The sequence below is a fragment of the Streptomyces sp. NPDC059169 genome (genome assembly GCF_042755225.1).
In the GTDB taxonomy this organism is placed as follows: Bacteria; Actinomycetota; Actinomycetes; order Streptomycetales; family Streptomycetaceae; genus Streptomyces.
This window is the reverse complement of the sequence record NZ_JBHZCF010000003.1, coordinates 296,950-323,578: the sequence shown is the minus strand read 5'-3', so window position 1 is coordinate 323,578 and position 26,629 is coordinate 296,950. Positions and strand designations below refer to the sequence as shown.

Below are 26,629 nucleotides of genomic sequence, written 5' to 3'. Positions count from 1 at the left end.
CATCCGTCGCACGCCGTGTCCGGCGGTTCCTCGGTCGCTTCCGGGGCGGGTTCCTCAGTCGGCGGAAGGCGTCCAGCCGACGGCCCGGATGCGTCGCGCGTCGAACGGCCGCCGCTCGTCGAAGAGCACGTGCCCGCCGTCCTCGACCCGGAGGTCGTCGACGTACACCCCGCGGCCCACGTAGCGCTGGTCCGTGGTGTACCGCCAGCGCAGCCGGAGGGGGCGGCCGGCCCATGGTGCCAGCGAGGCTTCCAGCCGGTGCCAGGTACGTCCCGACCAGCCGCTCGCCGAGCCGTCGGGGTGGTGCCGCGGCTGCCGCCCGCCGTCCGTGGTCGTGAACGGCACCGGTCGCCAGGTCGTGCCGTCGTCCGCGGACGCCTCCAGGAGGGCGATGTCCGAGGCGGGTTCGGTGTCCCACCACACGGCGCAGCGCAGACGGGTGTGTTCGGACCGCGGGGCGAGCGGAGGCAGGGTGAGGGTGGCGGTCGCGGCGGAGTTCATGCCGGAGAACCAGGCGGTACGGCCGTGCGGTGGGCGCACCGGCACGGCGCGGGCCATCCGGTCGGCGGCGGCGACGCGCGGGGCGCTGCCCGAGCGCCAGGTGCGCACCGGATGCACGGAGTTGCCGAGGAGGACGAGGAACGCGTCGGTCGTCGGGTCGAGGACCACGCTCGTGCCGGTGAATCCGGTGTGTCCTGCCGTACGGGGCGTGGCCATCGCGCCCATGTACCAGTGCTGGTGCAGCTCGAAGCCCAGGCCGTGCTGATGGCCGGGGAACGCCGTGTTGGCATCGGTGAACATCAGCTCGACCGAGTGGGGGGCGAGGATCCGTGCGGCCCCGTAGGCACCGCCGTTGAGCAGCGTCCGGGCGAGTACCGCGAGGTCCCAGGCGCAGGAGAACACGCCCGCGTGGCCGGCGATCCCACCGAACCCGTACGCGTTCTCGTCGTGCACCTCCCCCCACACCAGGCCGCGGTCCAACCCCGACCACGGGGGGCGGGCGTCCTCGGTCGCGGCGATCTTCGGTTTCCAGGAGGAGGGCGGATTGAAGCGCGTGCGGTGCATCCCGAGGGGGGCGGTGACCTCGTCGTGCAGCAGTGTGTCGAGACCGCGGCCCGTGATCTTCTCCAGAACCAGCTGGAGCGAGATCATGTTGAGGTCGGAGTACAGGTAGGCGCTCCCGGGCGAACTGATCGGAGGCTCGTTCCACAGGCGCCGGAGTCGGCTCTCCCGCGTCGGCTCCTGGTACAACGGGAGCCACGCACGCAAGCCCGAGGTGTGGGTGAGGAGCTGGCGCACGGTGACGTCCTGCTTGCCGGCGGCTCCGAACTCCGGCAGGTACGAGGCGACTTCCCGCTCCAGCTCCAGCGCACCCCGTTCGATCTGCTGCACCGCGAGCAGGGAGGTGAACAGCTTGGACACCGAGGCGAGGTCGAAGACGGTGTCCTCGGCCATGGGGATCTGCCGGTCGGCGGGGAACTCCACCCCCCGGTCGGTGGTCTCGTCGTACGCCGCGTAGCGGACCGCCGTGCCGATCGGACGGTGCAGGGCGACCGTGCCGCCGCGGCCCGCGAGCAGTACGGCGCCGGCGTACCAGGGGTGCGTGGGGGACGGGGAGAGGTACGCCTCGGCGTCGGCGACCAGTCGGTCGAGGTGCTCGGTGAGGAGCCCCGCCCGACCGGGAGAGCCGCGGCGCAGCGTCGTGCACCGGCCTGCGCCCCCGCCTCCGGTGTCCGGTGCCGCGGATGCGCTCCCCGAGAGCGGTCCGATCACGAGAGCACCTCCCAGGGCCAGGACGGCGCCGCCCAGCCGGCGGCGGCTGATCCCTCGGTCTGCCGAAGCCTCCGTCATACCGCACCCTCTCGGGAAGAGACCATCGAAGAGCACGCAACACGTGGCACTTTCTTGCGGGCCGGATGAGGATTCAAGTAGCGGCACGTATCTGACAGTGCATCAGAAAAACTCTTCCCTCGGCCGTCCGGCTGCGGCATCCTGCCGCCATGGAAACGGAGCTCAGCAAGAGACTGGGAGTGGAGCACCCCATCTTCGGCTTCACGCCGTTCCCCGCGGTCGCCGCCGCCATCAGCCGGGCCGGGGGCTTCGGCGTCCTCGGAGCGGTCCGCTACACCGCCCCCGCGGCACTCGCCAGGGACCTCGACTGGATGGAGCAACACGCCGGGGGCGCGCCCTACGGCCTCGACGTGGTCATGCCCGCGAAGAAGGTGGAAGGTGTCACCGAAGCCGACGTCGAAGCGATGATCCCCGAGGGACACCGCCGCTTCGTCGAGGAGACGCTCGCCAAGCACGGGGTTCCCGCACTCCCCGAAGGTGAGGCGTCCGGTTGGCGGATCACCGGCTGGATGGAGCAGGTCGCCCGCAGCCAGCTCGACGTCGCCTTCGACTATCCGATCAAGCTCCTCGCCAACGCCCTCGGCTCCCCGCCGCCCGACGTCGTGCGCCGAGCACACGACCAGGGCGTCCTCGTCGCGGCGCTCGCCGGCAGCGCGAAGCACGCCCGCAGCCATGCAGACGCGGGCATCGACGTCGTCGTCGCCCAGGGCTACGAGGCCGGCGGTCACACGGGCGAGATCGCCTCCATGGTGCTCACACCCGAGATCGTCGAGGCCGTGGGGCCGCTGCCCGTCCTCGCCGCCGGGGGCATCGGCAGCGGCGAACAGATCGCCGCCGGGCTCGCCCTCGGCGCCCAGGGCGTCTGGCTGGGCTCGATCTGGCTCACCACCACCGAGGCGGACCTCCACTCCCGCGCCCTCACCGACAAGCTCCTCGCCGCGAGCTCGGGCGACACCGTGCGCTCCCGTGCGCTGACCGGCAAGCCGGCACGCCAGCTGCGCACCGAATGGACCGACGCCTGGGACTCCCCTGAAGGGCCGGGACCGCTGCCCATGCCCCTCCAGGGCCTGCTCGTCGCCGAGGCCGTGAGTCGCATCCAGAGGTTCGGGGTCGAGCCGCTGCTCGGCACGCCCGTCGGCCAGATCGTCGGCCGGATGACCTCCGAACGGAGCGTGCAGGATGTCTTCGACGACCTGACGCGTGGATTCGAACGCGCGGTGGACCGCGTCAACCGCATCGCCGGGAGGAGCCGGTCGTGAGCGCACAACCAGGGGCCTCCACCCGGGTGGAGTCGGCGAAGGGGTTCTGGGCACAGGCAGCAGCCGACCCGGACCGCACGGTCCTGATCGCACCGGGAGGCGAGGAGTGGACCGCCGGCCGGCTGCACGCCGACGTCAACCGTCTGGTCCACGGGCTGCGTGCCGCGGGGCTCGAACGGGGTGACGCCTTCGCCGTCGTCCTGCCGAACGGCGTCGAGTTCTTCACCGCCTATCTGGCGGCCACCCAGGCGGGGTTCTACCTCGTGCCGGTCAACCACCACCTCGTCGGCCCCGAGATCGCCTGGATCGTCGCCGACTCCGGGGCCAAGGTACTCGTCGCCCACGAACGGTACGCGTCGGCCGCCGTCGCTGCGGCCGACGCGTCCCGCCTTCCGGCGAGCCACCGCTACGCGGTCGGTGACGTGCCCGGCTTCCGACGGTACGCGGAACTCCTCGACGGGCAGCCCATCGTCCCGCCCGGCGGCCGCACCCTCGGCTGGGTGATGAACTACACCTCCGGCACGACGGGCCGCCCGCGCGGCATCCGCCGCCCGCTGCCGGGCACGCTGCCCGAAGAGACCCACCTCGGTGGATTCCTCGGCATCTTCGGCATCACACCGTTCGACGGCAACGTCCACCTTGTCTGCTCGCCGCTGTACCACACCGCGGTGCTCCAGTTCGCGGGGGCGTCCTTGCACATCGGCCACCGGATCGTGTTGATGGACAAGTGGTCACCCGAGGAGATGCTGCGCCTGATCGACCGGCACGCCTGCACGCACACCCACATGGTGCCCACCCAGTTCCACCGGCTGCTCTCGCTGCCGGACGGTGTGCGAAGCCGCTACGACGTGACATCGATGCAGCACGCCATCCACGGTGCCGCCCCCTGCCCCGACCACGTCAAGCGCGCGATGATCGAGTGGTGGGGGAACTGCGTCGAGGAGTACTACGCGGCCAGCGAGGGCGGAGGAGCCTTCGCCACCGCCGAGGACTGGCTCAAGAAGCCCGGCACGGTGGGCAGGGCCTGGCCCATCAGCGAACTCGCGGTGTTCGACGAGGAAGGGCATCGACTTCCGCCCGGGGAACTCGGCACCGTCTACATGAAGATGTCCACGGGAGGATTCAGCTATCACAAGGACGAGGACAAGACCCGGAAGAACCGGATCGGCGACTTCTTCACCGTCGGCGACCTCGGCTTCCTCGACGAGGAAGGCTACCTCTTCCTCCGCGACCGCAAGATCGACATGATCATTTCCGGTGGGGTCAACATCTATCCCGCCGAGATCGAGGCGGCGCTTCTGGCGCACCCGTCCGTCGCTGACGCGGCGGCCTTCGGGATTCCGCACGCCGACTGGGGCGAGGAGGTCAAGGCCGTCGTGGAGCCGGCCGAGGGCAGCGAACCGGGCCCCGAGCTCGCGGCGGAGATCCTCGCCCACTGCGAGCGGCAACTCGCCGGGTACAAACGTCCGAAGACGATCGACTTCATCGCCGCGATGCCGCGGGACCCCAACGGCAAGCTCTACAAGCGGCGCCTGCGGGATCCCTACTGGGAAGGGCGTGAGCGCCCGCTCTGACCAGCGGCCGGTTGCGGACCGGTGTGCGGGTGTGCGCCTCCGCGCAGAGGCGGACGGGGTGGAGTCGGCGGGACTCTCCGAGGCGGCCGTCGGGGTCGTCATCGCCCTCGTGGTCCTCATGCCCGAGACGCTGGCCGCGGTGCGGACCGCCCGGCCCCCGACCACCCCACGGGCGAGCGGCACGGTCCGAGCGTCGGGGCCCGCGCCGGGCAGCCGGCCCGCAGAGGGGCGGGCTGCCCGGCCTCCATCGGCCGTTCGGCGGCTTTGAGCCGCTCGCGCCACGGCCTCATGTCGGTCAGCGCTCACCCCGGGGTTGCGGAGTGCGTTGCTCCGTACGCCCGCGAAGGCGGTGCCGGGAAGGGATCCCGGAGGCCGCTGCGGGTGGTACCGGTGTGGTGGTGACGACCGGGTCCAGCGGGGCGACGAGCAGACGTTCGGCCCGGGCGCCGGGGCGCGGTCGCCACGAGCGCGCAGGAACAGGACGCGGACAGGGTACGAGCCGCCCAAAGTGCCGATGACGTACGAACGTTGGTTCCCGCGCCGGCAGGGACCGGCCCCGCCGACATCGCTTCCGGCACCGGTGCTTGACCCTCGCTCCCCGGCCGCCCAGGATCCAGACATGGCAGCCACGGAGCGTCTCCTCAGCAGCACCGTCGACGGCGTCCTGCGCCTCAGTGCCCGTCGCACCCCCGACCGCACCGCGGTCCGGTACGCCGACCGGAGCTGGACCTACGCCGAACTCGACCGCGCCGTCTCGACGGCAGCCGCCGTCCTCACCGACCGCGGCCTCGGTGGTTCGGCGCGCGTGGCGGCCTACGGGCACAACTCCGATGCCTACCTCATCGCCTTCCTGGCCTGTGCACGGGCCGGACTCGTCCACGTTCCGGTGAACCACCACCTCACGGGGGACGACCTCGACTACATCCTGCGGCAGTCGGGCAGTTCACTGGTCCTGGCGGACCCAGGCCTCGCGGACCGCGTTCCCCCGGACATCCCCGTGACGGCGCTGCGCGATGCGGAGGGTTCGCTCCTCGCCGCCCTGGCCCAACCACGGACCCACGACGCCGACCACGACGCCGGGGACGTGGTCCAACTGCTGTACACCTCGGGAACCACCGCGCTGCCGAAAGGCGCGATGATGACGCACCGGGCGCTCGTCCACGAGTACGCCAGCGCCATCGAAGCGCTCGACCTGGACGGGGCTGACCGGCCGGTGCACTCGCTGCCGCTCTACCACTCGGCCCAGATGCATGTGTTCCTGCTGCCGTACCTGGCCGTCGGGGCGGAGAACACACTCCTCGACGCCCCCGACGCCGAGGAGATCTTCGACCTGGTGGAAGAGGGGCGCGCGGACAGCCTGTTCGCGCCGCCGACCGTGTGGATCGCGCTCGCGCAGCACCCGCAGTTCTCCACGCGGGACCTGGGCGCCCTCCGCAAGGCGTACTACGGTGCGTCGATCATGCCGGTGCCCGTGTTGGAGCGGCTCCGTGAGCGGCTCCCCGACCTCGCGTTCTACAACTGCTTCGGGCAGAGCGAGATCGGGCCGCTCGCCACCGTCCTGCGGCCCGACGAGCACGAGGGCCGGATGGACTCCTGCGGCCGGACCGTGAGGTACGTGGAGGCGAAGGTCGTCGACGAGGACGGGAAGGACGTCCCGGACGGTACGCACGGCGAGATCGTCTACCGCTCGCCCCAACTGTGCCGGGGCTACTGGGCCAAGCCCGAGGAAACGGAAGCGGCCTTCCGCGACGGGTGGTTCCGCTCGGGCGACCTCGCCGTGCGCGACGGCGATGGGTACTACACGATCGTCGACCGGGTCAAGGACGTCATCAACTCCGGGGGAGTGCTGGTGGCTTCACGTCAGGTCGAGGACGTCCTCTACACGCATCCGTCCGTCGCCGAAGCGGCCGTGATCGGCCTCCCCGACGACCGGTGGATCGAAGCGGTCACCGCCGTCGTCGTCCGCCGCGACGAGGTGACCGAAGACCGACTCCTCGACCACGCACGGCAGCGACTCGCCGGCTTCAAGGCACCGAAGCGCATCCACTTCGTGGACTCCTTGCCCCGCAACGCCAGCGGGAAGATCCTCAAGCGGGAACTGCGCGACCGGTTCGCGACGGGATAGGTCCCGAGCGGAGATCCCGGGCGCCTCCCCGCACCACCGGCCGGGTGCCCGCCGAACGGGAGCGGGAGCCCGTGCCACCCGTCCGTCGGCCGAGTACGACTAGCCGAAGGTGTTGATGGTGAGCCGCGCGCCCTTGGCCCATCCGCGGGACACGTCCGAGGGGTGGAAGAACTCGAGGTCCCCGCTGGCAGCGGCGACCCGGTTGGCTCCGTGCAGATTGATGATCTGGTTGTACAGGTCCTGCGGGCCGGGTACGGCACCGCCGTTCTGGTTGGCGAAGGACTCGGCGGCCCAGGCCACCGTCAGTACCGCGTCGTGATTCATCATGGCGTAGCCGTCGCCCAGGCGACGATCGGTGTAGCCCAGCGCCTGGAAGCTTTCGTGGAACGGTGCGAACCCCGGCGGGACGGTGCTGCCGCGGTTCCAGTCCTCGGGGCTCAGCACGGACGCGTCGAGCACGGTGATCTTCGCCTTGCGCAGCTCCTTCTGCCGTTCCGGGTTGCGGCTGTACGCGGAACGGCCCGACCAGCAGGTCACGACCGTGAGCGGACGCAGCCCGCCGTCGGGACTGCACCGCCCCCGGTTGGCCAGGGCGGAGATGAGGGCAGGGAAGTCGTTGTCGCGTCCCGCGTAGAAGACGACGTCCGCTTTGGTGTAGCAGATGTCCTGGACGGCGGGACCGTAGAGGCGGGGGACGGCTGCGTCGTCCGTCGAACCCGCGAATCCGGCCCTGCGCTGCCCGATGCTCGGCGCGAACTCCAGGTCGAAGGCTTCCCGTAGCGACTGTACGTAGAGGTCCTCGTTGGTGTCGAACACCAGGAACCCGCGGCGCTCAGCCTGACCGGACTCCAGTCGTGCCCGGAGCGCCCGGACGTGTTCCCTGTTGGACGGGGAGGCTTTGAAGAGGTAGGGGGATTCCAGCGTGGTCGCGGTCGGCGGCCCGGCGACGGCCGGGATCTTCAGTTCGGACAGCCGGTCGGCGACCGCTTGCGTCTCCGGAAGGCTGACACCCAGTCCGGAGACCCCCACGACCGGATGGTCGCCCGACGTCATGGTGCCCAACTGGTCGGCGACGGACTTCCACTCCTGCTGGTTCCGCCCCTCGTTGGCCAGGAGGAGCTGCACCTTGGGCACCGTTGCCGGGAGGTGCGTCGCGCCGGCCCCGCGCAGTCCGGGACAGGCGTTCACGCGGCACTGCGCGGCATAGGCGCCCTCGAGGCTCTCCCTGATCGCCTCCCAGGAGAGCGGGCTGCCGCTGTCGGCGCCGTACGGCATGAGGTGGGCGACCCTGACGTACGGCTTCCGCGGGTCCGCGGCAGCCTCGTCGGCGACGCGCTTGTTCTCCCGGACGATCCGCCCCACCACGTCCTTCAGCTCGGGGCCGAAGAGCGAGGCGTCGCTGAGCGGGTCGGCGACCCCGACACACTCGTCGGTGACCGTGCGGTGGAGTCCGGCCGAGCAGGTGTTCGATGATGTGTGCAGCCATGTGTAAGCCGTGACAGCCACCACGGCCAGTGTCGCCGCGGCCACGGCCGCCGTCAGCCGTCGCCTCCGCGGACGCTTCGGCGTGTCCGTGGAGGCGGATGCGCCGGGGTGCGCCGCGCCGGTCGGCTCGGTGCGCGGTGCGGTGGCCCAATCGGCTCTGCGCAGGGCGTTCACCAACTCCCTGCTCGACGGCCGTCGCCCGGGATCCTTGTCGAGCGCGGAGCTGATCAGCGGCAGCAGGTCATCGGGGATGCCGTCGAGTTCGGGGGCGTCGTACACACACCGGTACTGGATCTCCACGGTGCCGCCCTCGCCGAAGCAGCCCCGGCCGCGGACGGCGTGACCCACGGTCAGGGCCCAGGCGAAGACGTCCGCTTCCGGACCGGCCTGCTGGCGGCCGGTGGCCAGCTCGGGGGCCAGGTACCCCGGCGTCCCCGGGAGGTGTCCCGTCCGGGTGAGGTCGTCGCCGTCGACGAGGCGGGCGATGCCGAAGTCGATGACCTTGGTCCCGTGGGGCCCGAGCAGCACGTTGGACGGTTTGAGGTCCCGGTGCACCACCCCGCGGGCGTGGACGGCCTCGAGCGCCCGGGCGAGGTCCAGTGCCAGTGCCCGGGCCGCCTGCGGGGTCAGCGCCCCCTCCTCGCGCAGCCGGTCCGCCAGGGTGGGGCCGGGAACGTACTCGGTGACGAGGCAGGGGCACCGGGGGTCGGGGAAGGCCGCCAGCACGGAGATGATGTGGGGGTCGCGCAGGGACTGGAGGATCTGTGTCTCCCGGGCGAAGCGCTGCTGGAACTCCTTCTCCGTCGCGTACGTGCCGAGGATGGTCTTGACCGCCACCTCGTCGCCCGCGGCGTCGCGAGCCAGGTACACGACCCCCATTCCGCCCTGGCCGAGCCTGCCGAGCAGTCGGTAGCCGTGGAGTTCGGAGGGGTCGTCTTCCCTGAGTGGCGTCCATGCCATGTGTGCTCCCTTCCCCGGTGCCGTCCAGCTCCCGACGGCCACTCCTGGCTATCACCTCCCGATCAAGTCATCGACGTGTACTTCGATACATGGCAATATCTGCAGGAAAAGGATCGACTTGCGGTCGATTTCTGACTGTTGATCCTGATCATGGGAACCCGTCCCGCACCGCCGGCCTTCCCGGCCGGCGCGCGGGGACACCCGGACGCAGGGGGCGCCCCGAAGGTCCGCCCGCTACCGCAGGTCGACGATCCGCTTGATCTTGCCGACCGAGCGCTCCAGCGTCTCCGGGGCGACCACCTCCACCGCCACCGACACCCCGATGCCGTCCTTCACCGCTGCCGCGATCTGCCGTGCCGCGGCATCCCGCTGCTCCGGCGACATCCCGCCGCGTGTCTCTGCCCGTACCGTCAGCGCGTCCATCCGGCCCTCGCGGGTCAGCCTGAGCTGGAAGTGTGGCGCGACCCCGGGCGTGCGCAGCACGATCTCCTCGATCTGTGTCGGGAAGAGGTTCACACCACGCAGGATGATCATGTCGTCGCTGCGTCCGGTGACCTTCTCCATCCGCCGGAAGACCCGGGCCGTTCCCGGCAGCAGGCGCGTCAGGTCCCGGGTCCGGTACCGGATGACCGGCATCGCCTCCTTGGTGAGCGAGGTGAAGACCAGTTCGCCCTCCTCGCCGTCCGGCAGGACCTCCCCGGTGAACGGATCCACGACCTCCGGGTAGAAGTGGTCCTCCCAGATGTGCAGACCGTCCTTGGTCTCGACGCACTCCTGCGCCACACCCGGGCCCATCACCTCGGACAACCCGTAGATGTCCACCGCGTCGACGGCGAAGCGCTCCTCGATCTCACGCCGCATTTCCTCGGTCCAGGGCTCCGCGCCGAAGATCCCGACCCGGAGCGAGGTCGAGCGGGGATCGAGGCCCTGCCGCTCGAACTCGTCGAGCAGGGTCAGCATGTACGAGGGCGTCACCATGATGATCTCGGGCCGGAAGTCCTGGATCAGCTGCACCTGGCGGGCCGTCATGCCGCCGGAGGCAGGGATGACGGTGCAGCCGAGTCGCTCGGCCCCGTAGTGGGCGCCGAGCCCACCCGTGAAGAGGCCGTAGCCGTAGGCCACGTGGACCTTCTGCCCGGGCCTTCCCCCGGCCGCGCGGATCGACCGGGCCACCACATCGGCCCAGGTGTCCAGATCGCGTTCGGTGTAGCCGACGACCGTCGGCCGCCCCGTCGTCCCGCTGGAGGCGTGAATGCGCCGCACCTGCGACTGCTCCACCGCGAACATCCCGAACGGGTACTGGTCGCGCAGGTTGGTCTTCGCGGTGAAGGGGAAGCGGGCCAGGTCCTCGATCGAGCGGCAGTCCTCGGGGCGCAGCCCCGCCGCGTCGAACGACTGCCGGTAGAAGCCGACGTTCTCGTACGCGTGCTCCAGCGTGGCCCGCAGCCGCTCCAGTTGGAGGGCCCGCAGCTCCTCCCGGCCGAGTCGCTCTCCGGCGTCCCACAGCTCCGTCCCGTTCGTCCGGCGCGTCCGGTCCGTCATGCCGAGGCCTCCCCAGTCAGGCTCACACATCGGACGACCGATCATTCGGTCGAGCCGTTCGGGATCAGTAATTCAGCCCCCCGGCCGGCCGTCAAGGGAGCTGTCCGGTCCGGGGCGACGGTTCCGCGTCCGGTGGCAGCGGATGCGGAACCCTGAATGCGTTGGCGGGATCGCGCTCGCCCGGAGAGGATCGCGGTATGCCGGTGTTCAGCGCCCACGACGGCACCACGCTCGCCTACCACCTGGAGGGTGAGGGCGAGCCGCTGGTCTGCCTTCCCGGCGGGCCGATGCGTGCTTCCGCGTACCTGGGTGACCTCGGAGGGCTCACGGCCCACCGCACCCTCGTGCGGCTGGACCTGCGGGGCACCGGGGACTCTGCGGTCCCGGACGACCCGGCCACCTACCGCTGCGACCGGCTCGTCGACGACGTGGAAGCGCTGCGCGAGCACCTTGGACGGGAGGACGTCGACATCCTCGCCCACTCGGCCGCTGGCAACCTCGCCGTGCTGTACGCCGCCGCGCACCCCGCCCGGGTGCGTTCCCTGACCCTCGTCACCCCCGGCGGCGGCGCCCTCGGGACCGGCGCCTCGGAGCAGGACTGGCGCGAGGCGGTCGCACGGCGCGAGGGCGAGCCCTGGTACGCGACCGGCCGCGCCGCATGGGAGCGGTTCTGGGCCGGGAGCGACCCCGACGACCTCTGGCCCGACATCGTCCCGTTCCTCTACGGGCGCTGGGACGCCGCCGCCCGGGAGCACGCGGCCGACGACGCGCACCAGGCCAACCAACAGGCGCGGCGCGCCTACTACGCGGACGGCGCCTTCGACCCCGCCGCCACCATCGCCGCGGTCGCGGACCTGCGGGCACCCGTGCTCGTCCTCGCGGGCGAGTACGACGGAGGCCCCAGCCCGTCGCGCGCGACCCGGATGGCGGCACTGTTCCCGCACGGGACGACGCAGGTGCTGCCGGGGGCGGCCCACTACCCGTGGCTCGACGATCCCGACGCCTTCAGCGCCGCCGTCGCAGCCTTCCTGGACTCGGTGCCGCCGAACCTGCGCACGGAGCGCTGAGACGCCGGCGACGGTGAGCGACGTACACCCGACCGGGCGTACGCGCCCCGACTGTTCGTCGGCGCCGCCGCGGGCACCGCACCCCCCCGGCGAGTGCGGGCAACTCGGCTCCGCGCCAACGCAGTTGCGGTCAGATCCGGGTGTGACGGGTGGGGCGGCCCGGACGGGCGTGAAGCTCTGCTGTTGCCCCGCTTAAGAAATCCTCGATGGACTGAACGGTTCGTCGTCGGCAGATTGGTACGGGTCCACGATCAAGCATCACGCCTGGTCAGCACCTCCTTGCACAGCTGGAGCACCATCCCATGAAGGCACTCGTCAAGCAGCACGCCGAGCCCGGGCTGTGGCTCGTGGACGTCCCCGAGCCCGAGTACGGCCCCGGTGAGGTGCTGATCAAGGTGCTGCGTACCGGGATCTGCGGGACCGACCTGCACATCCGCTCCTGGGACGGCTGGGCCCAGCAGTCCATCGCCACTCCGCTGGTCGTCGGACACGAGTTCGTCGGCGAGGTCGCCGCGGTCGGTGCCGACGTCGAGGACCTCGCGATCGGGTCCCTGGTGAGCGGTGAGGGGCACCTCGTGTGCGGCAAGTGCCGCAACTGCCTGGCGGGCCGCCGCCACCTGTGCCGCAGCACCGTCGGGCTGGGCGTCGGCCGCGACGGCGCGTTCGCCGAGTACGTCGTCCTGCCCGCGTCCAACGTCTGGGTGCACCGTACCGAGGTCGACCTGGACGTCGCCGCGATCTTCGACCCGTTCGGCAACGCCGTGCACACCGCCCTGTCCTTCCCGCTGGTCGGAGAGGACGTCCTGATCACCGGAGCGGGTCCCATCGGCGTCATGGCGGCGGCCGTGGCCCGCCACGCCGGCGCCCGCAACGTGGTGATCACCGACGTCAGCGAGCCCCGCCTGGAGCTGGCCCGGAAGGCCGGAGCCACCCTCGCGGTGAACGTCGCCGAGACCTCCATCGCCGATGCGCAGCGCACCCTCGGCCTGAAGGAGGGCTTCGACATCGGCCTGGAGATGTCCGGCCGCCCGGAAGCCGTCCGCGGCATGCTCGACAACATGACCCACGGTGGCCGCATCGCGATGCTCGGCCTCCCCTCGCAGGAGTTCCCGGTCGACTGGTCGAAGATCGTCACGTCGATGATCACCATCAAGGGGATCTACGGTCGTGAGATGTTCGAGACCTGGTACGCGATGACCGTCCTCCTGGAGGGCGGGCTGGACCTCAGCCCCGTGATCACCGGTACCTACGGCTACGAGGACTTCGACGCGGCCTTCGACGAGGCCGCCACCGCCCGCAGCGGCAAGATCATCCTCAACTGGGACGCCTGATCCCCGGGCAGCTCGCCCGTCCGCTCGCCCCGCACACCCGGTCACCCAAGGAGCACCCCCTCATGTACGCGTCCGTACGCGATGACCTGCGCACCACCCTCGACGAGATCCGCGCCGCGGGGCTCCACAAGCCCGAGCGCGTGATCGGCACCCCGCAGTCGGCGTCCGTGGCCGTCACGGCCGGCGGCACGGCCGGTGACGTGCTGAACTTCTGCGCCAACAACTACCTCGGCCTCGCCGACCACCCCGAGGTCATCGCCGCGGGCAAGGAGGCGCTGGACCGCTGGGGGTACGGCATGGCCTCGGTCCGCTTCATCTGCGGAACCCAGGAGGTCCACAAGGAGCTGGAGCGCCGCGTTTCGGCATTCCTCGGTCAGGAGGACACGATCCTCTACTCCTCCTGCTTCGACGCGAACGGCGGCGTCTTCGAGACCCTGCTGGGCCCCGAGGACGCCGTCATCTCCGACGCCCTGAACCACGCCAGCATCATCGACGGCATCCGGCTGTCCAAGGCTCGCCGCTACCGCTACGCCAACCGCGACATGGCCGAGCTGGAGGCCCGCCTCAAGGAGGCGGCCGAGGGCGGCGCCCGCCGCAAGCTCGTGGTCACCGACGGCGTGTTCTCCATGGACGGTTACGTCGCCCCGCTGCCCGAGATCTGCGACCTGGCGGACCGGTACGACGCCATGGTCATGGTCGATGACTCGCACGCCGTCGGGTTCGTGGGTCCCGGTGGCCGCGGCACCCCCGAGCTGCACGGCGTCATGGACCGCGTCGACATCATCACCGGCACGTTGGGCAAGGCCCTCGGCGGCGCCTCCGGCGGCTACGTGGCCGCCCGCGCCGAGATCGTGGAGCTGCTGCGCCAGCGGTCCCGTCCTTACCTGTTCTCCAACTCCCTCGCCCCGGTGATCGCCGCTGCCTCCCTCAAGGTCCTCGACCTGCTGGAGTCCGCCGGTGACCTGAGGGAGAAGCTCGCCGCCAATACCGCGCTCTTCCGCACGAGGATGACCGAGGCGGGCTTCGAGATCCTCCCCGGCGACCACCCCATCGCCCCGGTGATGATCGGCGACGCGGCAGAGGCGGGCCGCATGGCCGAGCTGCTGCTGGAGCGGGGCGTGTACGTGATCGGCTTCTCCTACCCCGTCGTGCCGATGGGCCAGGCCCGTATCCGGGTCCAGCTGTCCGCCGCACACTCCACCGAGGACGTGGAGCGGGCAGTGGCGGCGTTCGTCGACGCCCGCGCGACAATGGCTGGGTGATCGACCCTCGCAGACTGCGCATCCTGCGAGCCGTGGCGGACCACCGTACGGTGACCGCCGCGGCCGCGGCGCTGTACCTGACCCCGTCCGCCGTCTCCCAGCAGCTCGCCGCGCTGGAGCAGGAGAGCGGTCACACGCTGCTCATCCGCACCGGCCGCGGGGTCCGGCTCACCGCGGCGGGCGAGATCCTGCTGGCGCACGCCCACACCGTGCTCGCGCAGCTGGAGCGGGCCGAGGCGGAGCTCGCCGCCCATGCGGGCGGAGTGACCGGTGAGGTCACCGTCGCGGCCTTCGCCACCGGCATCGCCGAAGTCCTCGCCCCGGCCATCGTGCGGCTCGCCGAGGAGCGTCCCGGGATCAGGGTGCGCGTCAGGGACGCCGAGGGCGACGAGAGCCTGCCGATGGTCCTGGACGGCGAAGCGGATCTGGCCCTGGCCGTCGAATACCGGGGAGCACCCCGCGAGGACGACCGGCGCCTCGCTCGCGTCCCCCTGTACGCGGAGCCGTTCGACGCGGTCCTCCCCGCGGCTCACCCACTGGCCGACACAGGCCGGGTGGAACTCGCCGAGCTGGCGGACAGCGACTGGATCGGTCCCCACCCGGGCAACCCCTGCCATGACGTCATGCTCCTGGCCTGCGAACTCGCCGGCTTCCCGCTGCGGCTCGTGCACACCTCCGACGACTTCCGCGCCGTTGTGGCCCTCGCCGGCGCAGGCGCCGGCGTGGCACTCGTCCCGCGTTCGGCCCTCCTGGGCATGGAGCTCAAGAACACGGTGGTCGTGCCCGTTGCGGGGCCGGCAGCCACCCGCCGCGTCTTCGCGGCGGTCCGGCGCGGGGCGGAGACCCACCCCCTCCTCAGCCCGGTGCTCGAGGCTCTGGCCCGGGCGGCGGACGGGCTGTCCACGGGCTGATCCGGCCCGGGGTGCGGACGCCGCCAGACCTTGCCGACCGGTCGGACCCACGGACTCACCCCGCCGGCACCGCACGCTGCGCCGGGCCGTCCGATGTCGGGCCGCGCACGCCCGCGGTGCCCCGGTCAGGCCCCCCGAACCAGCCGGTCCACCGCGGCGGTGCCGGATCCGTACGGGAGGACGTACGCGGGCATCGGGCCGGGGGCCTGGGCCAGTGCCGGCGTCAGGGCGGGGGCCGACGCGGCGACCGCGGCGGGCCGGGACACCGGGACCGGCGGCGCCTGTGGTATCGGCACCGTCCGTTGCACGGCGAACTGCGGCACGGGAGCCTGTGCCACGGGCGTCTGCTGCGCCGGGGCCTGTGGCACGGGCTGCTGCTGGCCGTAGGGAACCTGCTGGCCGTAGAGGGTCCGGTGCAGCCCTTCGACCAGCCGTTCCACGTCCGCCTGGGGGCGCACGACCAGCCGGAGGAAGCGGCTGGAACTGCCGATCTTGTTGCCGCACTCCCGGACGAGGAGGCCGTGCTCATCCAGCAGCCGGTTGCGCAAGACAGCTCCGTCAACGCCGTCCGGCAGCCGCACGTAGGCGAAGTTGCCCTGTGACGGGTAGACGGTGAGCCCGGGCAACCGGCTCAGCTGCCAGATCATCTCCTGCCGGTCGCGTTGCACCAGGCGCAGGCTGTGCTGGTACTCCGGACGGTGCTCCTTCAGCATGAACACCACGGTCTCGGCGAAGGAGTTGAGGTTCCACTTGGGCAGTGCGTCCCGCACCCGTGCCGCCAGGCCGGGATTGGCGACGAGGTAGCCGAACCGTACGCCGTGGAGTCCGAAGTTCTTCCCCAGGCTGCGCAGCACGATCGTGTTGGGACGCAGCACCGCGTCCGCGACGACGCTCGTCTCCGCCTCGGCGTCCGCGAACTCGAGGAAGGACTCGTCCACGACGACCAGGTCGAGGTCCTGGAGCGCGTCGAGGAGGGCGAGGACGCCGTGGCGCGGCAGCAGGCCGCCGTCCGGATTGTTCGGGTTGCAGATCACCGCCGCGCGGGACCCGCGCATCCGGATGAACTCCACGAAGGAGGCGGGGTCGAGGGCGAACCCCGACGCCTCGGGGAGTGGGAACATGTCCACCCGCTTGCCCGTCTCCATGGGTTGGTCGGTCCACCTGCCGAAGGTGGGCACCGGCACGGCCAGGGAGTCGCGCACCAGCAGGTGGTCGATCCAGGTGATCAGCTCGGTCGAGCCGTTGCCCATGGCGACCGTCTGCGGGTTGAGGCCGAGGACGGAGCACAGCTCGGCGGTGATGGTGTCGGCGCTGCTCGGGTAGTACGTGAGGATGTCGCGCAGCCGTCCGCCCAACTCCTCGAACATCTCGGGCGTCGGGTAGTACGGGTTGCAGGGGATGCAGAAGTCGGTGATCTTCTGCTGCCCCCCTGCTGCCCGGCTCAGTGCCGCGTACGACGGACTGTGCGCCGTCGACGCGCGGAAGAGCTCGGTGACGTTGCTGCCCGCTTCGGCCATGTGGGTCCTCCGGAGGTGCCTGGCTTCTGCCTGCCGGGGAATACGTATGCGCGCACGACCTTGCTCAACGGGACGCGGCGGGAAGCGGCGAGCGGCCGCGCCGCGCTACCGGACGGCCGTCGACACGCGGCCGCACCAGCGGGGGCTTGCCGTGGAAGGCCAGTCGGCCATGAACGAGGACCACCGGGACCTCCGGGGAGGGTGGGGTCGGTGAACTCCACCACGCCCGGAGGTCCTTCCACGATCAACGATCGACACCCCGCGTCACGGGCCCGCCGGCCGAGTGCATCTAGTACCACGCCTCTTGTGACACGGGCGCCGCGTGCCGGTGCCTCGGATGGTCCGGCTGCAGGAACCACCGCCTGGCGGAGACGAGCCACCACGTGCCGGAGAAGACGAGCACCACACCGACGGCGACGGGAGCGTAGTTGAAGGTTTCTGCGGTCACCGGACCGACCTGGGGCAGCATGAAGAGCAGGGTGATGAACGCGACCCAGGCCACCGCGATCACACCGACCGGCCTGGACCAGCGGCCAAGGTGCCACGGGCCGTGGCGGAACGCGTCGCCCTGGCGCAGTCGGAGAAGGGTCGGGATGACGTAGGCGATGTAGAGGCCGATCGTCGCGATGGACGTGACGGCTGCGTAGGCGGTGACGTTGACCAGGTAGGGCAGGCCCAGGACGAAGGCGCCGCCGGAGGCCAGCCAGACGGCGTTGGTCGGGGTGCGCGTCCCGGGGTTGAGCCTGTGCCACACCTGGGAGAACGGCAACGCGCCGTCACGTGAGAAGGCGTAGATCATCCTGCTGTTGGCGGTCACCGAGGCCATACCGCAGAACAGTTGGGCTCCGATGACGATGAGCAGCATCATCTTGCCGGTGCTCGCGCCGAGGGCGTCCATGAAGATCTGGGCCGGAGGTACACCGGTCTCGGACGAGAGGGCGCCGCTGTAGGACTGGATGGCGAAAGTCAGGCCGAACAACAGTACGAAGCCTGCTACCCATGAGACGAGGATGGAGCGGACGATGCCCCTCGGCCCCTCCACGGACGCGTTCTTCGTCTCCTCCGTCATATGAGCGGACGCATCGTAGCCGGTGAAGGTGTACTGGGCCATCAGCAGGCCGATCAGAGCGACGTAGACGGCCGAGCCCCATCCCGTGTTGTTGACGAACTCGGTGAACACGAAGGTCGGGGACTGGTGCTGGTCGGGGATGAGCAGCAGCGCGCCGACGATCACGACGACGCCGATCAGGTGCCACCAGACGCTCAGCGTGTTGAAGAAGCCCACGACGCGCACCCGGAACGTGTTCACGAGGGCGTGCAGCACGAGGATGATGCCGAAGAGCAGGATGGTGTGCTCCGGCGTCGCGGCGTAGCCGAACTGGAGGTTCAGGTAGGCGTTCAGGAACGAGGCGGCGCCGAAGTCGATGCCTGCGGTGACGGCCACCTGTCCCAGGGTGTTGAACCAGCCGGTGAACCAGGCCCATGCGGGCGCGGACTTGCGGGGGGCGAGCTTGTGGGCCCAGAAGTAGAGTCCGGCGCTCGTCGGGTAGCTGGAGCAGACCTCCGCCATGGCCAGCCCGACGAACAGTGTCATCAGGCCGACGATGACCCAGCCCCACATGATCAGCGCCGGCCCGCCGGTGTTCATACCGAAGCCGTACATGGTCAGGCAGCCGGAGAGGATGCTGATGATGGTGAACGAGACGGCGAAGTTCTGACGCCCTGACATGGAGCGGTCCAGGGTCTGGGTGATGCCGAGTTCTGCGAGGCGCTCTTCTTCCGAAGAAGAAACGCTCGGTATGTCCAGGGGCATGGGGACGACCTCTTCATCAAGGTGAGCGGTGGGGGCGCCCGGAGCGGATGGATCGGTTGGAGCAGGCGGATCGGGTCGGCGATGGGTCGGGTTGGGCGGTGGGTTGGGGAGAGGGATGGGTGGATTGAGCGGTGGGTTGGGGAGAGGGGGTTCCGTGGCTTGGGTGCCGATCGTGGTCGGCGCGCCGAGGCGGCTATCGCGAGGAGGCTTCCGCGGCCCAGGTGCGGTGGCGGTTGAACAGCGTGGGTGCGTCCCCGCAGTAGCTCCATGGCACGTCGGTCGCGTACGGGCCGATGGCGTCGAACACCCAGGCTGCCTCGCTGCGCCGGCCGGCGAACGACAGGGCGTGGGCCAGATAGTTGGCGTCCTCGTGGAAGGCGGCGTGAGGGCGCTGCGGATCCCGGAAGGCCCACCAGTTCTCCCAGGCGTGCCAGGTCGACGGGTTGTCCGTCCAGGGGTGGACGGTGAGCCCGTATTTGTTCCCGTCCGCTTCCATCCGCTGCCGGTGCGACTCCGCGAGCGCGACCAGCGGCAGGACGTGCAGCGGTAGCCCGGCAGGCACCTTGGTGCACTCCTCGTGCACCCAGTGGAACATGTCGCCCCCGGTGCCGTGCCAGGACGGGAACAGGTAGGTGAGGAGCTCGTGGTGCGCCTCCCGGTTCCATGGGTCGCGCTGTTTCACCTGCAGCCACAACTGCCGCATCGTCGAACGCCATTCACGATCCCGGGGCGGTGAATGGAACCGGGTCAAGGCGAGCATGACGACATACGGTGCGGGGTCGTTCGGCATCGCCTCCGAGGCGGCGTCACAGGTGGCCCACGCTTCCGTCAGGTCCTCGCTGCTGCCGCGACCCCGGCCGTTGGCCATGGACCGCAGCGCCCGGACGTTCGCGAGCAGGGCGAGTGCGTGTGGAGACCGCGGCTCCGCCTGGCCCCAGGTGTCTGCGAACGTCAGCCGGGCGCCGACGCGGGCGAGCACCTGGAGACGGAAGATGCGACGGTCCCAGTCCGTTCCCGTGGAGGTCAGCAGTTCCCGGGCGCCTTCCCAGCGACCCATCGCTGCGTCCTCCAGAACGGTGCGCAGACGGGCGTCGTCGCGGGCCGGATGCCGGTCGAGCGCCGCATCTCCGTGGCTACTCACGGCGACCCCGCTCGGGCGCGGCCGGTGGGGCAGCGGTCCGCGTATCCGTCGTGAGGCCCAGGGGTTGTGCCAACCGTACTGATGAGGCCGAGGACACCTTTGACTCCGTGGATGAGTTCGTCGACAGCAACGCATACGACCCCGCGGCTAACGGAGCGTGTCGCGGGAGCCACAAGACTGATGGAAAAACTCTGGGTTCACACCTGCCGCAAGTGAATCGATAGAGTGACGTCGGTCACATCAGACTCGTCTGAAGTCCGTCGGGCCGGGCCGGAATTGCCGGCCTTCCAGGGCCGACCAGCAGCGGAACCGGACCGGTTGACGGCCGGGGCCGGAGGCGATGTACCGGCCCGGAAAGCGCCCGACGTCCCTCCGGGCCGGGGGCGAGACGGGCGCGACCGGCCGGGGACACCCTCAACGGGGGCGTGGGGGGTGTCCCCGCAGGGGGCAACCGGGCGGCGGCCCGGGTTGCCGATCGCGCCGTCGTACCGGCGACCGGGCGCACTCCGTCCGGGAGCACCGGGGCCTGCCCGTCGCCCTCACGTTGCTGCGCCGCCGACGAATCCCTGTGACGTCCGGGCGGCACGGGCCTACGCGTACGCGGGCGGGGGATCCGGCCGCTCCGCCATCACGGAGGTGACCAGGAACTCGGCGCGGGGACGGCGGGTCCGGGAGCGGGCCGGACCGGTGAAGACTGCGGGCGCGCCGACTTCGACCTTGAAGCCGGCCGAACCGCCTCGGCGGGGTACCTGTGCATGACGGCCCAGTCCCCGTGGGGCCACGGCCTTCCGCAGTCCGCCATGAGGGTGTCGCCGCAGGTCAAGGGCTCGTGTACGCCCTCAGGGTCGCTGGCCTTGGGTCCCGCCAGGCGGCTGGCCCCGGCGGCCGGGGTCGGACCGCCGGGGCGATCCGTCCCCCGCGGCCAGTGCGCGGGCCCAGCGGTAGTCGGCCTTGCCGCTGGGCGAGCGCTGGATCTCCGTCGCCAGCACGAGCTGCCGGGGGATCTTGTACCCGGCCAGGCTGCTGCGGCAATGGGCCCGGACCGCTTCCAGGTCCAGGGGTTGAGCGCCGTCCCGAAGCTGCACGACCGCCGCTACGTGATTGCCCCACGTGGTGTCGGGGACCCCTGCCACCAGGGCGTCGTACACGTCGGGGTGTGCTTTGAGGACTTGCTCGACCTCCTCCGGGTAGACTTTCTCCCCGCCCGTGTTGATGCACTGCGATCCGCGGCCGAGGACGGTGACGACGCCTTCTTCGTCGACCGTCGCCATGTCGCCGAGGAGCACCCAGCGTTCGCGGCCCTTCCGGAAGAAGGTCTCTGCTGTCTTCTTCGGGTCGTTGTAGTAGCCCAGCGGCACGTGGCCGCGCTGGGCGATGCGGCCGGGCACCCCGGGCGGGACGGGTTCGCGGGTGATCGGATCGACCACCTGGGTGCGTGAGTTGACGCGCAGGCGGAATCCGTTGGCGTGTCCGGAGTCGTCCGTGGCCGTCCCGTTGAAACCGGACTCCGAGGAACCGAAGTTGTTCAGGACGATCGCGTGCGGTGCCAGCGACGCGAGCTGGTCGCGCACCGTCTCGGACATGATGGCGCCCGAGGAGGAGATGCTGAACACCGAAGAGAGGTCGGTTCCCTTGAGGGGCCCGTTGAGTGCGTCGATCAGCGGGCGCAGCATCGCGTCCCCGACCAGTGACACGGAGGTCACCCGCTCGCGTTCGATCGTGCGGAGCACCTCCTCGGGTACGTACTTGCGGTGCAGCACCACCCGCTGGCCATAGTTGAGGCCGACGAACGTGGTGAGCGTGGACGTGCCGTGCATCAGCGGGGGAGTGGGGAAGAAGGTGATGCCCTCACCGCCGGCGGCGGCCCGCTCGGCCAGCTCCTGCGGACGCCGGACGGGATCCCCCGTCGGTGCGCCGCCGCCGAGCCCCGCGAAGAAGAGATCCTCCTGCCGCCACATCACGCCCTTGGGCATCCCCGTGGTGCCGCCGGTGTAGATGATGAACTGGTCGTCGGCGGAGCGCGGTCCGAAGCCTCGTTCCGGTGATCCCGCCGCCTCGGCGTCGGTGAACTCCGTGCAGTCCGGCACCGGCCGGCCACCGGCTTGCGCGGGAGCCCACCGGGTGGGGTGCCCGGGGCGTCCCACCCGGATCAGATGGCGCAGCTTCTCGGCTCGGGCGGCGGCTGCCGCGACCCGGTCGGTGAACTCCGCGTCGAAGACGAGGGCGGTGAGATCGGCGTCGCGGTAGAGGTAGACCAGTTCTTCTTCCACGTAGCGGTAGTTGACGTTCACCGGGACGATGCGCGCCTTCAGGCAGCCGAGGAGCGTCTGGAGGTACTCGACCCCGTTGTAGAGGTGGAGGCCCAGGTGTTCTCCCGGTCGTAGCCCGGAGTCGATCAGGTGGTGGCCGATGCGGTTGGCGGCGCCGTCCAGGTCGGCGTACGTGAGTCGGCGCTCCGCACCCGTACCGGGATGGTCGACGTAGACGAGCGCCTCGCGCCCGGGAACCACGTCCACGACCGACTCGAACAGGTCGGCAAGGTTGTACTCCACCGTTCCTCCTGACCGCGTCCGTGCGTACGACTGCCCCCGGAGCGGTCATTAGAGCGCCGTCGGATCCAACAGGGAAGGGCCGCGCCCAAGAAATCTGACTGACTGTCAGAAACCTATTGAACTGGACCCCCGCCTCCTGCAACCTGTTCTAGGTCGTGAGACAGGAGGACGGTCATGGCGGGTACGGAACACCTCGGCGTGCACCGCGAAGGCGCCACGCTGGTACTGACCCTGAACAGGCCCGAAGCGAAGAACGCACTGTCGCTGCCGATGCTCGTCGGGCTGCACGACGGATGGCGGGAGGCTGACGAGGACGACGGCATCCGCTCCGTCGTCCTCACCGGCGCCGGCGGTTCGTTCTGTGCCGGGATGGACCTGAAGGCCCTCGCCGGGAACGGGATGGAGGGACGACGGTACCGGGAGCGGCTGGACGCCGATCCCGACCTCCACTGGAAGGCGATGCTGCGCCACCACCGTCCGCGCAAACCGGTCATCGCAGCCGTCGAAGGCCACTGCGTGGCCGGCGGCACGGAGATCCTGCAGGGCACCGACATCAGGGTCGCTGGGGAGAGCGCCACCTTCGGGCTCTTCGAGGTGAAGCGCGGCCTCTTCCCGATCGGCGGCTCCACCGTGCGCCTGCAGCGCCAGATCCCCCGCACCCACGCCCTGGAGATGCTGCTCACCGGGCGTCCCTACACCGCGGCCGAAGCCGCGCGCATCGGGCTCGTCGGCCGCGTCGTCACCGACGGCACCGCCCTCGACGAGGCGCTCGCCATCGCTGCACGGATCAACGCCTGCGGCCCGCTCGCCGTGGAGGCCGTCAAGGCGTCCGTCTACGAGACCGCCGAGATGACGGAGACCGAGGGGCTCGCGGCCGAACTGAAGCGCGGTTGGCCGATCTTCGACACGGCCGACGCGAAGGAGGGCGCACGGGCCTTCGCGGAGAAGCGCCCCCCGGTGTTCCGCCGCTCCTGATCCCCCTTCCCCGCCGCGCAGAAAGGCAGGCCCATGTCAGCCGACCCCGCACTCGAGGTGCTGCGCGCACCCCTGGTCCTCGAGTTCCCGTTCACCCGCTCGCTCGGCCCCGTCCAGTCGGCCTTCCTCAGCGGCCTGCGCGAACGCACCGTCCTCGGCGTGCGGACCACGGGCGGCCGGGTCCTCGTCCCGCCCGTCGAGTACGACCCGGACACCGCCGAGGAGATACGGCACCTCGTCGAGGTCGCCCCCACCGGCACCGTCACCACCTGGGCGTGGAACCCCCGGCCCCGTCGCGGCCAGCCCCTGGAGCGCCCCTTCGCCTGGGTGCTGGTGAGGCTCGACGGCGCGGACACCTCCCTCCTCCACGTGTTGGACGCGACCGGCCCCGATGCCGTACGCACCGGAATGCGCGTCCGCGTCCGCTGGGCCGCCGAACGCACCGGCGCCATCACGGACATCGCCTGCTTCGAGCCGTGCACGGCCGACTCCACCGCGACCGCGCCCGTGCGGAACCACGACGGGCGGTTCGAGAACCCCGTCACGGGCATCGTCGCCCCGGCCCGGCTCGACTACGCCTACAGCCCCGGCCGCGCCCAGACCCGCTACATCGGTGCACTCGCCGCACGGCGGACCACGGGGGAGCGCTGCCCGTCCTGCCACAAGGTGTACGTCCCGCCCCGCGGGGCCTGCCCCACCTGTGGTGTCGCCACCTCCGAGCAGGTCGAGGTGGGACCGCGCGGCACGGTCACCACCTACTGCATCGTCAACATCAAGGCGAAGAACGCCACGATCGACGTGCCCTACGTCTACGCGCACATCGCCCTCGACGGCGCCGACCTCGCCCTGCACGGCCGCATCGGCGGCATCCCCTACGACCAGGTGCGCATGGGGTTGCGCGTGGAACCGGTGTGGACCGAGGACGCCCGGTACCCCGACCACTACCGGCCCACCGGCGAGCCGGACGCGGACTACGAGACGTACAAGGAGCTGCTGTAGCCATGCGAGACGTCGCCATCGTCGCCTTCTCCCAGACCGACACCCGGCGCAGCACCGACGAGCTCTCCGAGGTGGAGATGCTCATGCCGGTCCTCCACGACGTCCTCGACACGACCGGACTGCGAACCGCCGACATCGGATTCACCTGCTCGGGGTCCTCCGACTACCTCGCCGGCCGCGCGTTCTCCTTCACCATGGCCCTCGACGGCGTCGGCGCCTGGCCGCCCATCTCCGAGTCCCACGTCGAGATGGACGGCGCCTGGGCCCTGTACGAGGCATGGGTGAAGCTCCTCACCGGCGACGCCGACACCGCCCTCGTCTACTCCTACGGCAAGTCCTCGCCCGGTTCGCTCCGGGACGTCCTGACGCGTCAGCTCGACCCCTACTACGCCGCCCCGCTCTGGCCGGACTCCGTCGCCGTCGCCGCGCTCCAGGCACAGGCCCTCATCGACGCGGGCCGCACCACCGAACGCGAACTCGCCGGCATCGCCGCGCGCAGCCGCGCCGCGGCCGACTCCCACCCGCACGCCCAACTGCGCGGAGACGTGCCCGCCGGGGAGTACCTCGTCCGTCCGCTGCGCACCGGTGACTGCCCACCGATCGGCGACGGCGCGGCCGCCGTGGTCCTCGCGGCCGGTGACCGCGTGCGGGAGCTGTGCGCACGGCCCGCCTGGATCCGGGGCATGGACCACCGCATCGAGCCCCACGGGCTCGGCGTGCGCGACCTCACGGACTCGCCGTCCACCCGACTCGCCGCCGAGCGGGCCGGGGCGTTCGAACGACCCGCGGACACCGTGGAACTGCACGCCCCCTTCACCTCCCAGGAGGTCGTGCTCCGCCGGGCCCTCGCTCTCGAGGAGACGGTGAGGGTCAACCCGTCCGGCGGAGCACTCGCGGCGAACCCGGTCATGGCCGCCGGACTCATCCGCCTCGGCGAGGCCGCTGCAGCCATCCACCGCGGAGACTCCGACCGGGCCCTGGCCCACGCCACCTCCGGCCCCTGCCTGCAGCAGAACCTGGTCGCCGTCCTCGAAGGAGAGCCATCCCATGCCTAAGGAGCCCGTGGCCGTCGTCGGCATCGGCCAGACCAAGCACGTCGCGGCACGCCACGACGTCTCGATCGCCGGGCTCGTCCGGGAGGCGGCCCGCCGCGCGCTGGACGATGCCCAGCTCACCTGGGCCGACGTCGACGCCGTCGTCATCGGCAAGGCGCCCGACTTCTTCGAGGGCGTGATGATGCCGGAGCTGTACCTCGCCGATGCGCTGGGCGCCGTCGGCAAGCCGATGCTGCGGGTCCACACGGCCGGGTCGGTAGGCGGCTCCACGGCACTCGTCGCAGCCAACCTCGTCGCGGCGCGCGTCCACCGGACCGTACTGACCCTCGCCTTCGAGAAGCAGTCCGAGTCCAACGCGATGTGGGGGTTGTCGCTGCCCATCCCGTTCCAGCAGCCGCTGCTCGCGGGTGCCGGCGGCTTCTTCGCCCCCCACGTGCGTGCCTACATGCGCCGGAGCGCGGCACCCGACACCGTCGGCGCGCTGGTCGCGTACAAGGACCGGCGCAACGCGCTGAAGAACCCCTACGCGCACCTCCACGAGCACGACATCACCCTCGAGAAGGTGCAGGCGTCGCCCATGCTGTGGGACCCGATCCGCTACTCGGAGACCTGCCCGTCCTCCGACGGGGCCTGCGCCATGGTCCTCACCGACCGCTGGGGGGCGGCCCGCGCGCCCCATCCCCCCGCCTGGGTCCACGGCGGGGCCATGCGGAGCGAACCCACCCTCTTCGCGGGCAAGGACTTCGTCTCCCCGCAGGCGGGCAGGGACTGTGCGGCCGACGTCTACCGCCAGTCCGGCATCGCCGACCCGCGCCGCGAGGTCGACGTGGTCGAGATGTACGTACCGTTCTCCTGGTACGAGCCGATGTGGCTGGAGAACCTCGGATTCGCCGCGGAGGGGGAGGGGTGGAAGCTCACCGAGTCCGGCGTCACGGAACTCGACGGTGACCTGCCGGTGAATCCGTCAGGAGGCGTGCTCTCCACCAATCCCATCGGTGCCTCCGGGATGATCCGCTTCGCCGAGGCGGCGCTCCAGGTGCGCGGGCGGGCGGGGGAGCACCAGGTGGACGGGGTCCGCAGGGCACTCGGGCACGCCTACGGAGGAGGTTCGCAGTTCTTCTCCATGTGGCTCGTCGGTGTGCAACCCCCTTCGAACTGACCTGCGCCACCACGGGGATCGGGAGCGCGACGCTCCGCCCTGCGACCTGTG

The 26,629-nt window shown here is 70.9% G+C and carries 18 protein-coding genes and 1 pseudogene; 12 read left to right on the top strand and 7 right to left on the bottom strand.

Going from position 1 to position 26,629, the window contains the following annotated elements; translation table 11 throughout:
• Positions 1 to 54 precede the first annotated feature (54 nt).
• Positions 55 to 1,851 carry a serine hydrolase gene (locus ACFXOM_RS07625; protein WP_385037332.1) on the bottom strand — a complete coding sequence of 599 codons (1,797 nt, stop codon included), beginning with the start codon at positions 1,849 to 1,851 and terminating at the stop codon, positions 55 to 57.
• Between the two features lie 149 nt (positions 1,852 to 2,000).
• Between ACFXOM_RS07625 and ACFXOM_RS07620 the strand changes: the two genes are divergently transcribed.
• The 4 genes and pseudogenes from ACFXOM_RS07620 to ACFXOM_RS07605 all read left to right on the top strand — a co-directional run bounded on the left by ACFXOM_RS07620 (position 2,001) and on the right by ACFXOM_RS07605 (position 6,809).
• A complete protein-coding gene (locus ACFXOM_RS07620) occupies positions 2,001 to 3,110 on the top strand; it encodes an NAD(P)H-dependent flavin oxidoreductase (RefSeq protein ID WP_384944871.1) in 1,110 nt (369 codons plus the stop codon).
• A complete protein-coding gene (locus tag ACFXOM_RS07615) occupies positions 3,107 to 4,684 on the top strand; it encodes an acyl-CoA synthetase (protein ID WP_385037329.1) in 1,578 nt (525 codons plus the stop codon). The genes ACFXOM_RS07620 and ACFXOM_RS07615 overlap by 4 nt, the downstream gene beginning before the upstream one ends.
• Positions 4,685 to 4,739: 55 nt before the next feature.
• Positions 4,740 to 4,838 (top strand): annotated as a pseudogene (locus ACFXOM_RS07610) (ion transporter permease); the annotation flags it as partial.
• A gap of 465 nt (positions 4,839 to 5,303) precedes the next feature.
• The gene (locus ACFXOM_RS07605; protein ID WP_385037326.1) at positions 5,304 to 6,809 is read left to right on the top strand and encodes a fatty acyl-CoA synthetase; all 1,506 of its coding nucleotides are present in this window, start codon (positions 5,304 to 5,306) and stop codon (positions 6,807 to 6,809) included.
• Positions 6,810 to 6,908: 99 nt separating this feature from the next.
• Here ACFXOM_RS07605 and ACFXOM_RS07600 read toward each other — a convergent pair whose 3' ends face one another.
• Both ACFXOM_RS07600 and paaK read right to left on the bottom strand, forming a co-directional pair.
• Positions 6,909 to 9,254, bottom strand: a complete 2,346-nt coding sequence (locus ACFXOM_RS07600) for a bifunctional serine/threonine-protein kinase/ABC transporter substrate-binding protein (protein ID WP_385037323.1) — start codon at positions 9,252 to 9,254, stop codon at positions 6,909 to 6,911.
• A 234-nt stretch (positions 9,255 to 9,488) separates the two neighbouring features.
• On the bottom strand, positions 9,489 to 10,796 hold the full coding sequence (gene paaK / locus ACFXOM_RS07595; protein WP_384928320.1) for a phenylacetate--CoA ligase PaaK: 1,308 nt from the start codon (positions 10,794 to 10,796) through the stop codon (positions 9,489 to 9,491).
• A 197-nt stretch (positions 10,797 to 10,993) separates the two neighbouring features.
• On the opposite strand from paaK, the gene ACFXOM_RS07590 reads away from it, so the two are divergent.
• The 4 genes from ACFXOM_RS07590 to ACFXOM_RS07575 all read left to right on the top strand — a co-directional run bounded on the left by ACFXOM_RS07590 (position 10,994) and on the right by ACFXOM_RS07575 (position 15,367).
• A complete protein-coding gene (locus ACFXOM_RS07590; protein ID WP_384944881.1) occupies positions 10,994 to 11,863 on the top strand; it encodes an alpha/beta fold hydrolase in 870 nt (289 codons plus the stop codon).
• A 302-nt stretch (positions 11,864 to 12,165) separates the two neighbouring features.
• The gene (tdh, locus tag ACFXOM_RS07585; RefSeq protein WP_384928314.1) at positions 12,166 to 13,194 is read left to right on the top strand and encodes an L-threonine 3-dehydrogenase; all 1,029 of its coding nucleotides are present in this window, start codon (positions 12,166 to 12,168) and stop codon (positions 13,192 to 13,194) included.
• 62 nt (positions 13,195 to 13,256) lie between these two features.
• Positions 13,257 to 14,456 carry a glycine C-acetyltransferase gene (locus tag ACFXOM_RS07580; protein ID WP_384944882.1) on the top strand — a complete coding sequence of 400 codons (1,200 nt, stop codon included), beginning with the start codon at positions 13,257 to 13,259 and terminating at the stop codon, positions 14,454 to 14,456.
• Positions 14,453 to 15,367, top strand: coding sequence for a LysR family transcriptional regulator (locus ACFXOM_RS07575; RefSeq protein WP_384944884.1), 915 nt, complete (start codon positions 14,453 to 14,455; stop codon positions 15,365 to 15,367). Before ACFXOM_RS07580 ends, ACFXOM_RS07575 begins: the two co-directional genes overlap by 4 nt.
• 125 nt (positions 15,368 to 15,492) lie before the next feature.
• Here the strand turns inward: ACFXOM_RS07575 and ACFXOM_RS07570 are convergent, their stop codons facing one another.
• From ACFXOM_RS07570 to ACFXOM_RS07555, 4 genes are all read right to left on the bottom strand, one after another.
• Complete coding sequence (locus ACFXOM_RS07570; RefSeq protein WP_385037320.1) at positions 15,493 to 16,884, bottom strand: pyridoxal phosphate-dependent aminotransferase; 1,392 nt, start codon at positions 16,882 to 16,884, stop codon at positions 15,493 to 15,495.
• Positions 16,885 to 17,173: 289 nt separating this feature from the next.
• Entirely contained in the window at positions 17,174 to 18,697 is a 1,524-nt protein-coding gene (locus ACFXOM_RS07565; RefSeq protein WP_384928301.1) for an amino acid permease, read from the bottom strand.
• Between the two features lie 193 nt (positions 18,698 to 18,890).
• Positions 18,891 to 19,838 (bottom strand): hypothetical protein, encoded by a 948-nt coding sequence (locus ACFXOM_RS07560; protein WP_384928298.1) that lies wholly within the window; start codon positions 19,836 to 19,838, stop codon positions 18,891 to 18,893.
• Positions 19,839 to 20,677: 839 nt separating this feature from the next.
• Positions 20,678 to 22,390 (bottom strand): acyl-CoA synthetase, encoded by a 1,713-nt coding sequence (locus ACFXOM_RS07555; protein ID WP_384944891.1) that lies wholly within the window; start codon positions 22,388 to 22,390, stop codon positions 20,678 to 20,680.
• A gap of 174 nt (positions 22,391 to 22,564) precedes the next feature.
• Here ACFXOM_RS07555 and ACFXOM_RS07550 point away from each other — a divergent pair, with 174 nt between their 5' ends.
• The 4 genes from ACFXOM_RS07550 to ACFXOM_RS07535 are packed head-to-tail and all read left to right on the top strand — an operon-like array spanning position 22,565 to position 26,578.
• Positions 22,565 to 23,365, top strand: a complete 801-nt coding sequence (locus ACFXOM_RS07550) for a crotonase/enoyl-CoA hydratase family protein (protein ID WP_385037317.1) — start codon at positions 22,565 to 22,567, stop codon at positions 23,363 to 23,365.
• 33 nt (positions 23,366 to 23,398) lie between these two features.
• The gene (locus ACFXOM_RS07545; RefSeq protein ID WP_384928290.1) at positions 23,399 to 24,364 is read left to right on the top strand and encodes a Zn-ribbon domain-containing OB-fold protein; all 966 of its coding nucleotides are present in this window, start codon (positions 23,399 to 23,401) and stop codon (positions 24,362 to 24,364) included.
• Between the two features lie 2 nt (positions 24,365 to 24,366).
• Entirely contained in the window at positions 24,367 to 25,419 is a 1,053-nt protein-coding gene (locus ACFXOM_RS07540) for a thiolase domain-containing protein (protein ID WP_385037314.1), read from the top strand.
• Entirely contained in the window at positions 25,412 to 26,578 is a 1,167-nt protein-coding gene (locus ACFXOM_RS07535) for a thiolase domain-containing protein (protein ID WP_385037312.1), read from the top strand. Before ACFXOM_RS07540 ends, ACFXOM_RS07535 begins: the two co-directional genes overlap by 8 nt.
• Positions 26,579 to 26,629 lie beyond the last annotated feature (51 nt).

Bases quoted from the DNA above. Each gene is read 5' to 3' on its own strand.
- ACFXOM_RS07535 (WP_385037312.1), top strand. From the start codon at position 25,412: ATGCCTAAGGAGCCCGTGGCCGTCGTCGGCATCGGCCAGACCAAGCAC.
- tdh (WP_384928314.1), top strand. From the start codon at position 12,166: ATGAAGGCACTCGTCAAGCAGCACGCCGAGCCCGGGCTGTGGCTCGTG.
- ACFXOM_RS07550 (WP_385037317.1), top strand. From the start codon at position 22,565: ATGGCGGGTACGGAACACCTCGGCGTGCACCGCGAAGGCGCCACGCTG.
- ACFXOM_RS07600 (WP_385037323.1), bottom strand. From the start codon at position 9,254: ATGGCATGGACGCCACTCAGGGAAGACGACCCCTCCGAACTCCACGGC.
- paaK (WP_384928320.1), bottom strand. From the start codon at position 10,796: ATGACGGACCGGACGCGCCGGACGAACGGGACGGAGCTGTGGGACGCC.
- ACFXOM_RS07625 (WP_385037332.1), bottom strand. From the start codon at position 1,851: ATGACGGAGGCTTCGGCAGACCGAGGGATCAGCCGCCGCCGGCTGGGC.
- ACFXOM_RS07540 (WP_385037314.1), top strand. From the start codon at position 24,367: ATGCGAGACGTCGCCATCGTCGCCTTCTCCCAGACCGACACCCGGCGC.
- ACFXOM_RS07590 (WP_384944881.1), top strand. From the start codon at position 10,994: ATGCCGGTGTTCAGCGCCCACGACGGCACCACGCTCGCCTACCACCTG.
- ACFXOM_RS07580 (WP_384944882.1), top strand. From the start codon at position 13,257: ATGTACGCGTCCGTACGCGATGACCTGCGCACCACCCTCGACGAGATC.
- ACFXOM_RS07620 (WP_384944871.1), top strand. From the start codon at position 2,001: ATGGAAACGGAGCTCAGCAAGAGACTGGGAGTGGAGCACCCCATCTTC.
- ACFXOM_RS07565 (WP_384928301.1), bottom strand. From the start codon at position 18,697: ATGCCCCTGGACATACCGAGCGTTTCTTCTTCGGAAGAAGAGCGCCTC.
- ACFXOM_RS07570 (WP_385037320.1), bottom strand. From the start codon at position 16,884: ATGGCCGAAGCGGGCAGCAACGTCACCGAGCTCTTCCGCGCGTCGACG.
- ACFXOM_RS07605 (WP_385037326.1), top strand. From the start codon at position 5,304: ATGGCAGCCACGGAGCGTCTCCTCAGCAGCACCGTCGACGGCGTCCTG.
- ACFXOM_RS07545 (WP_384928290.1), top strand. From the start codon at position 23,399: ATGTCAGCCGACCCCGCACTCGAGGTGCTGCGCGCACCCCTGGTCCTC.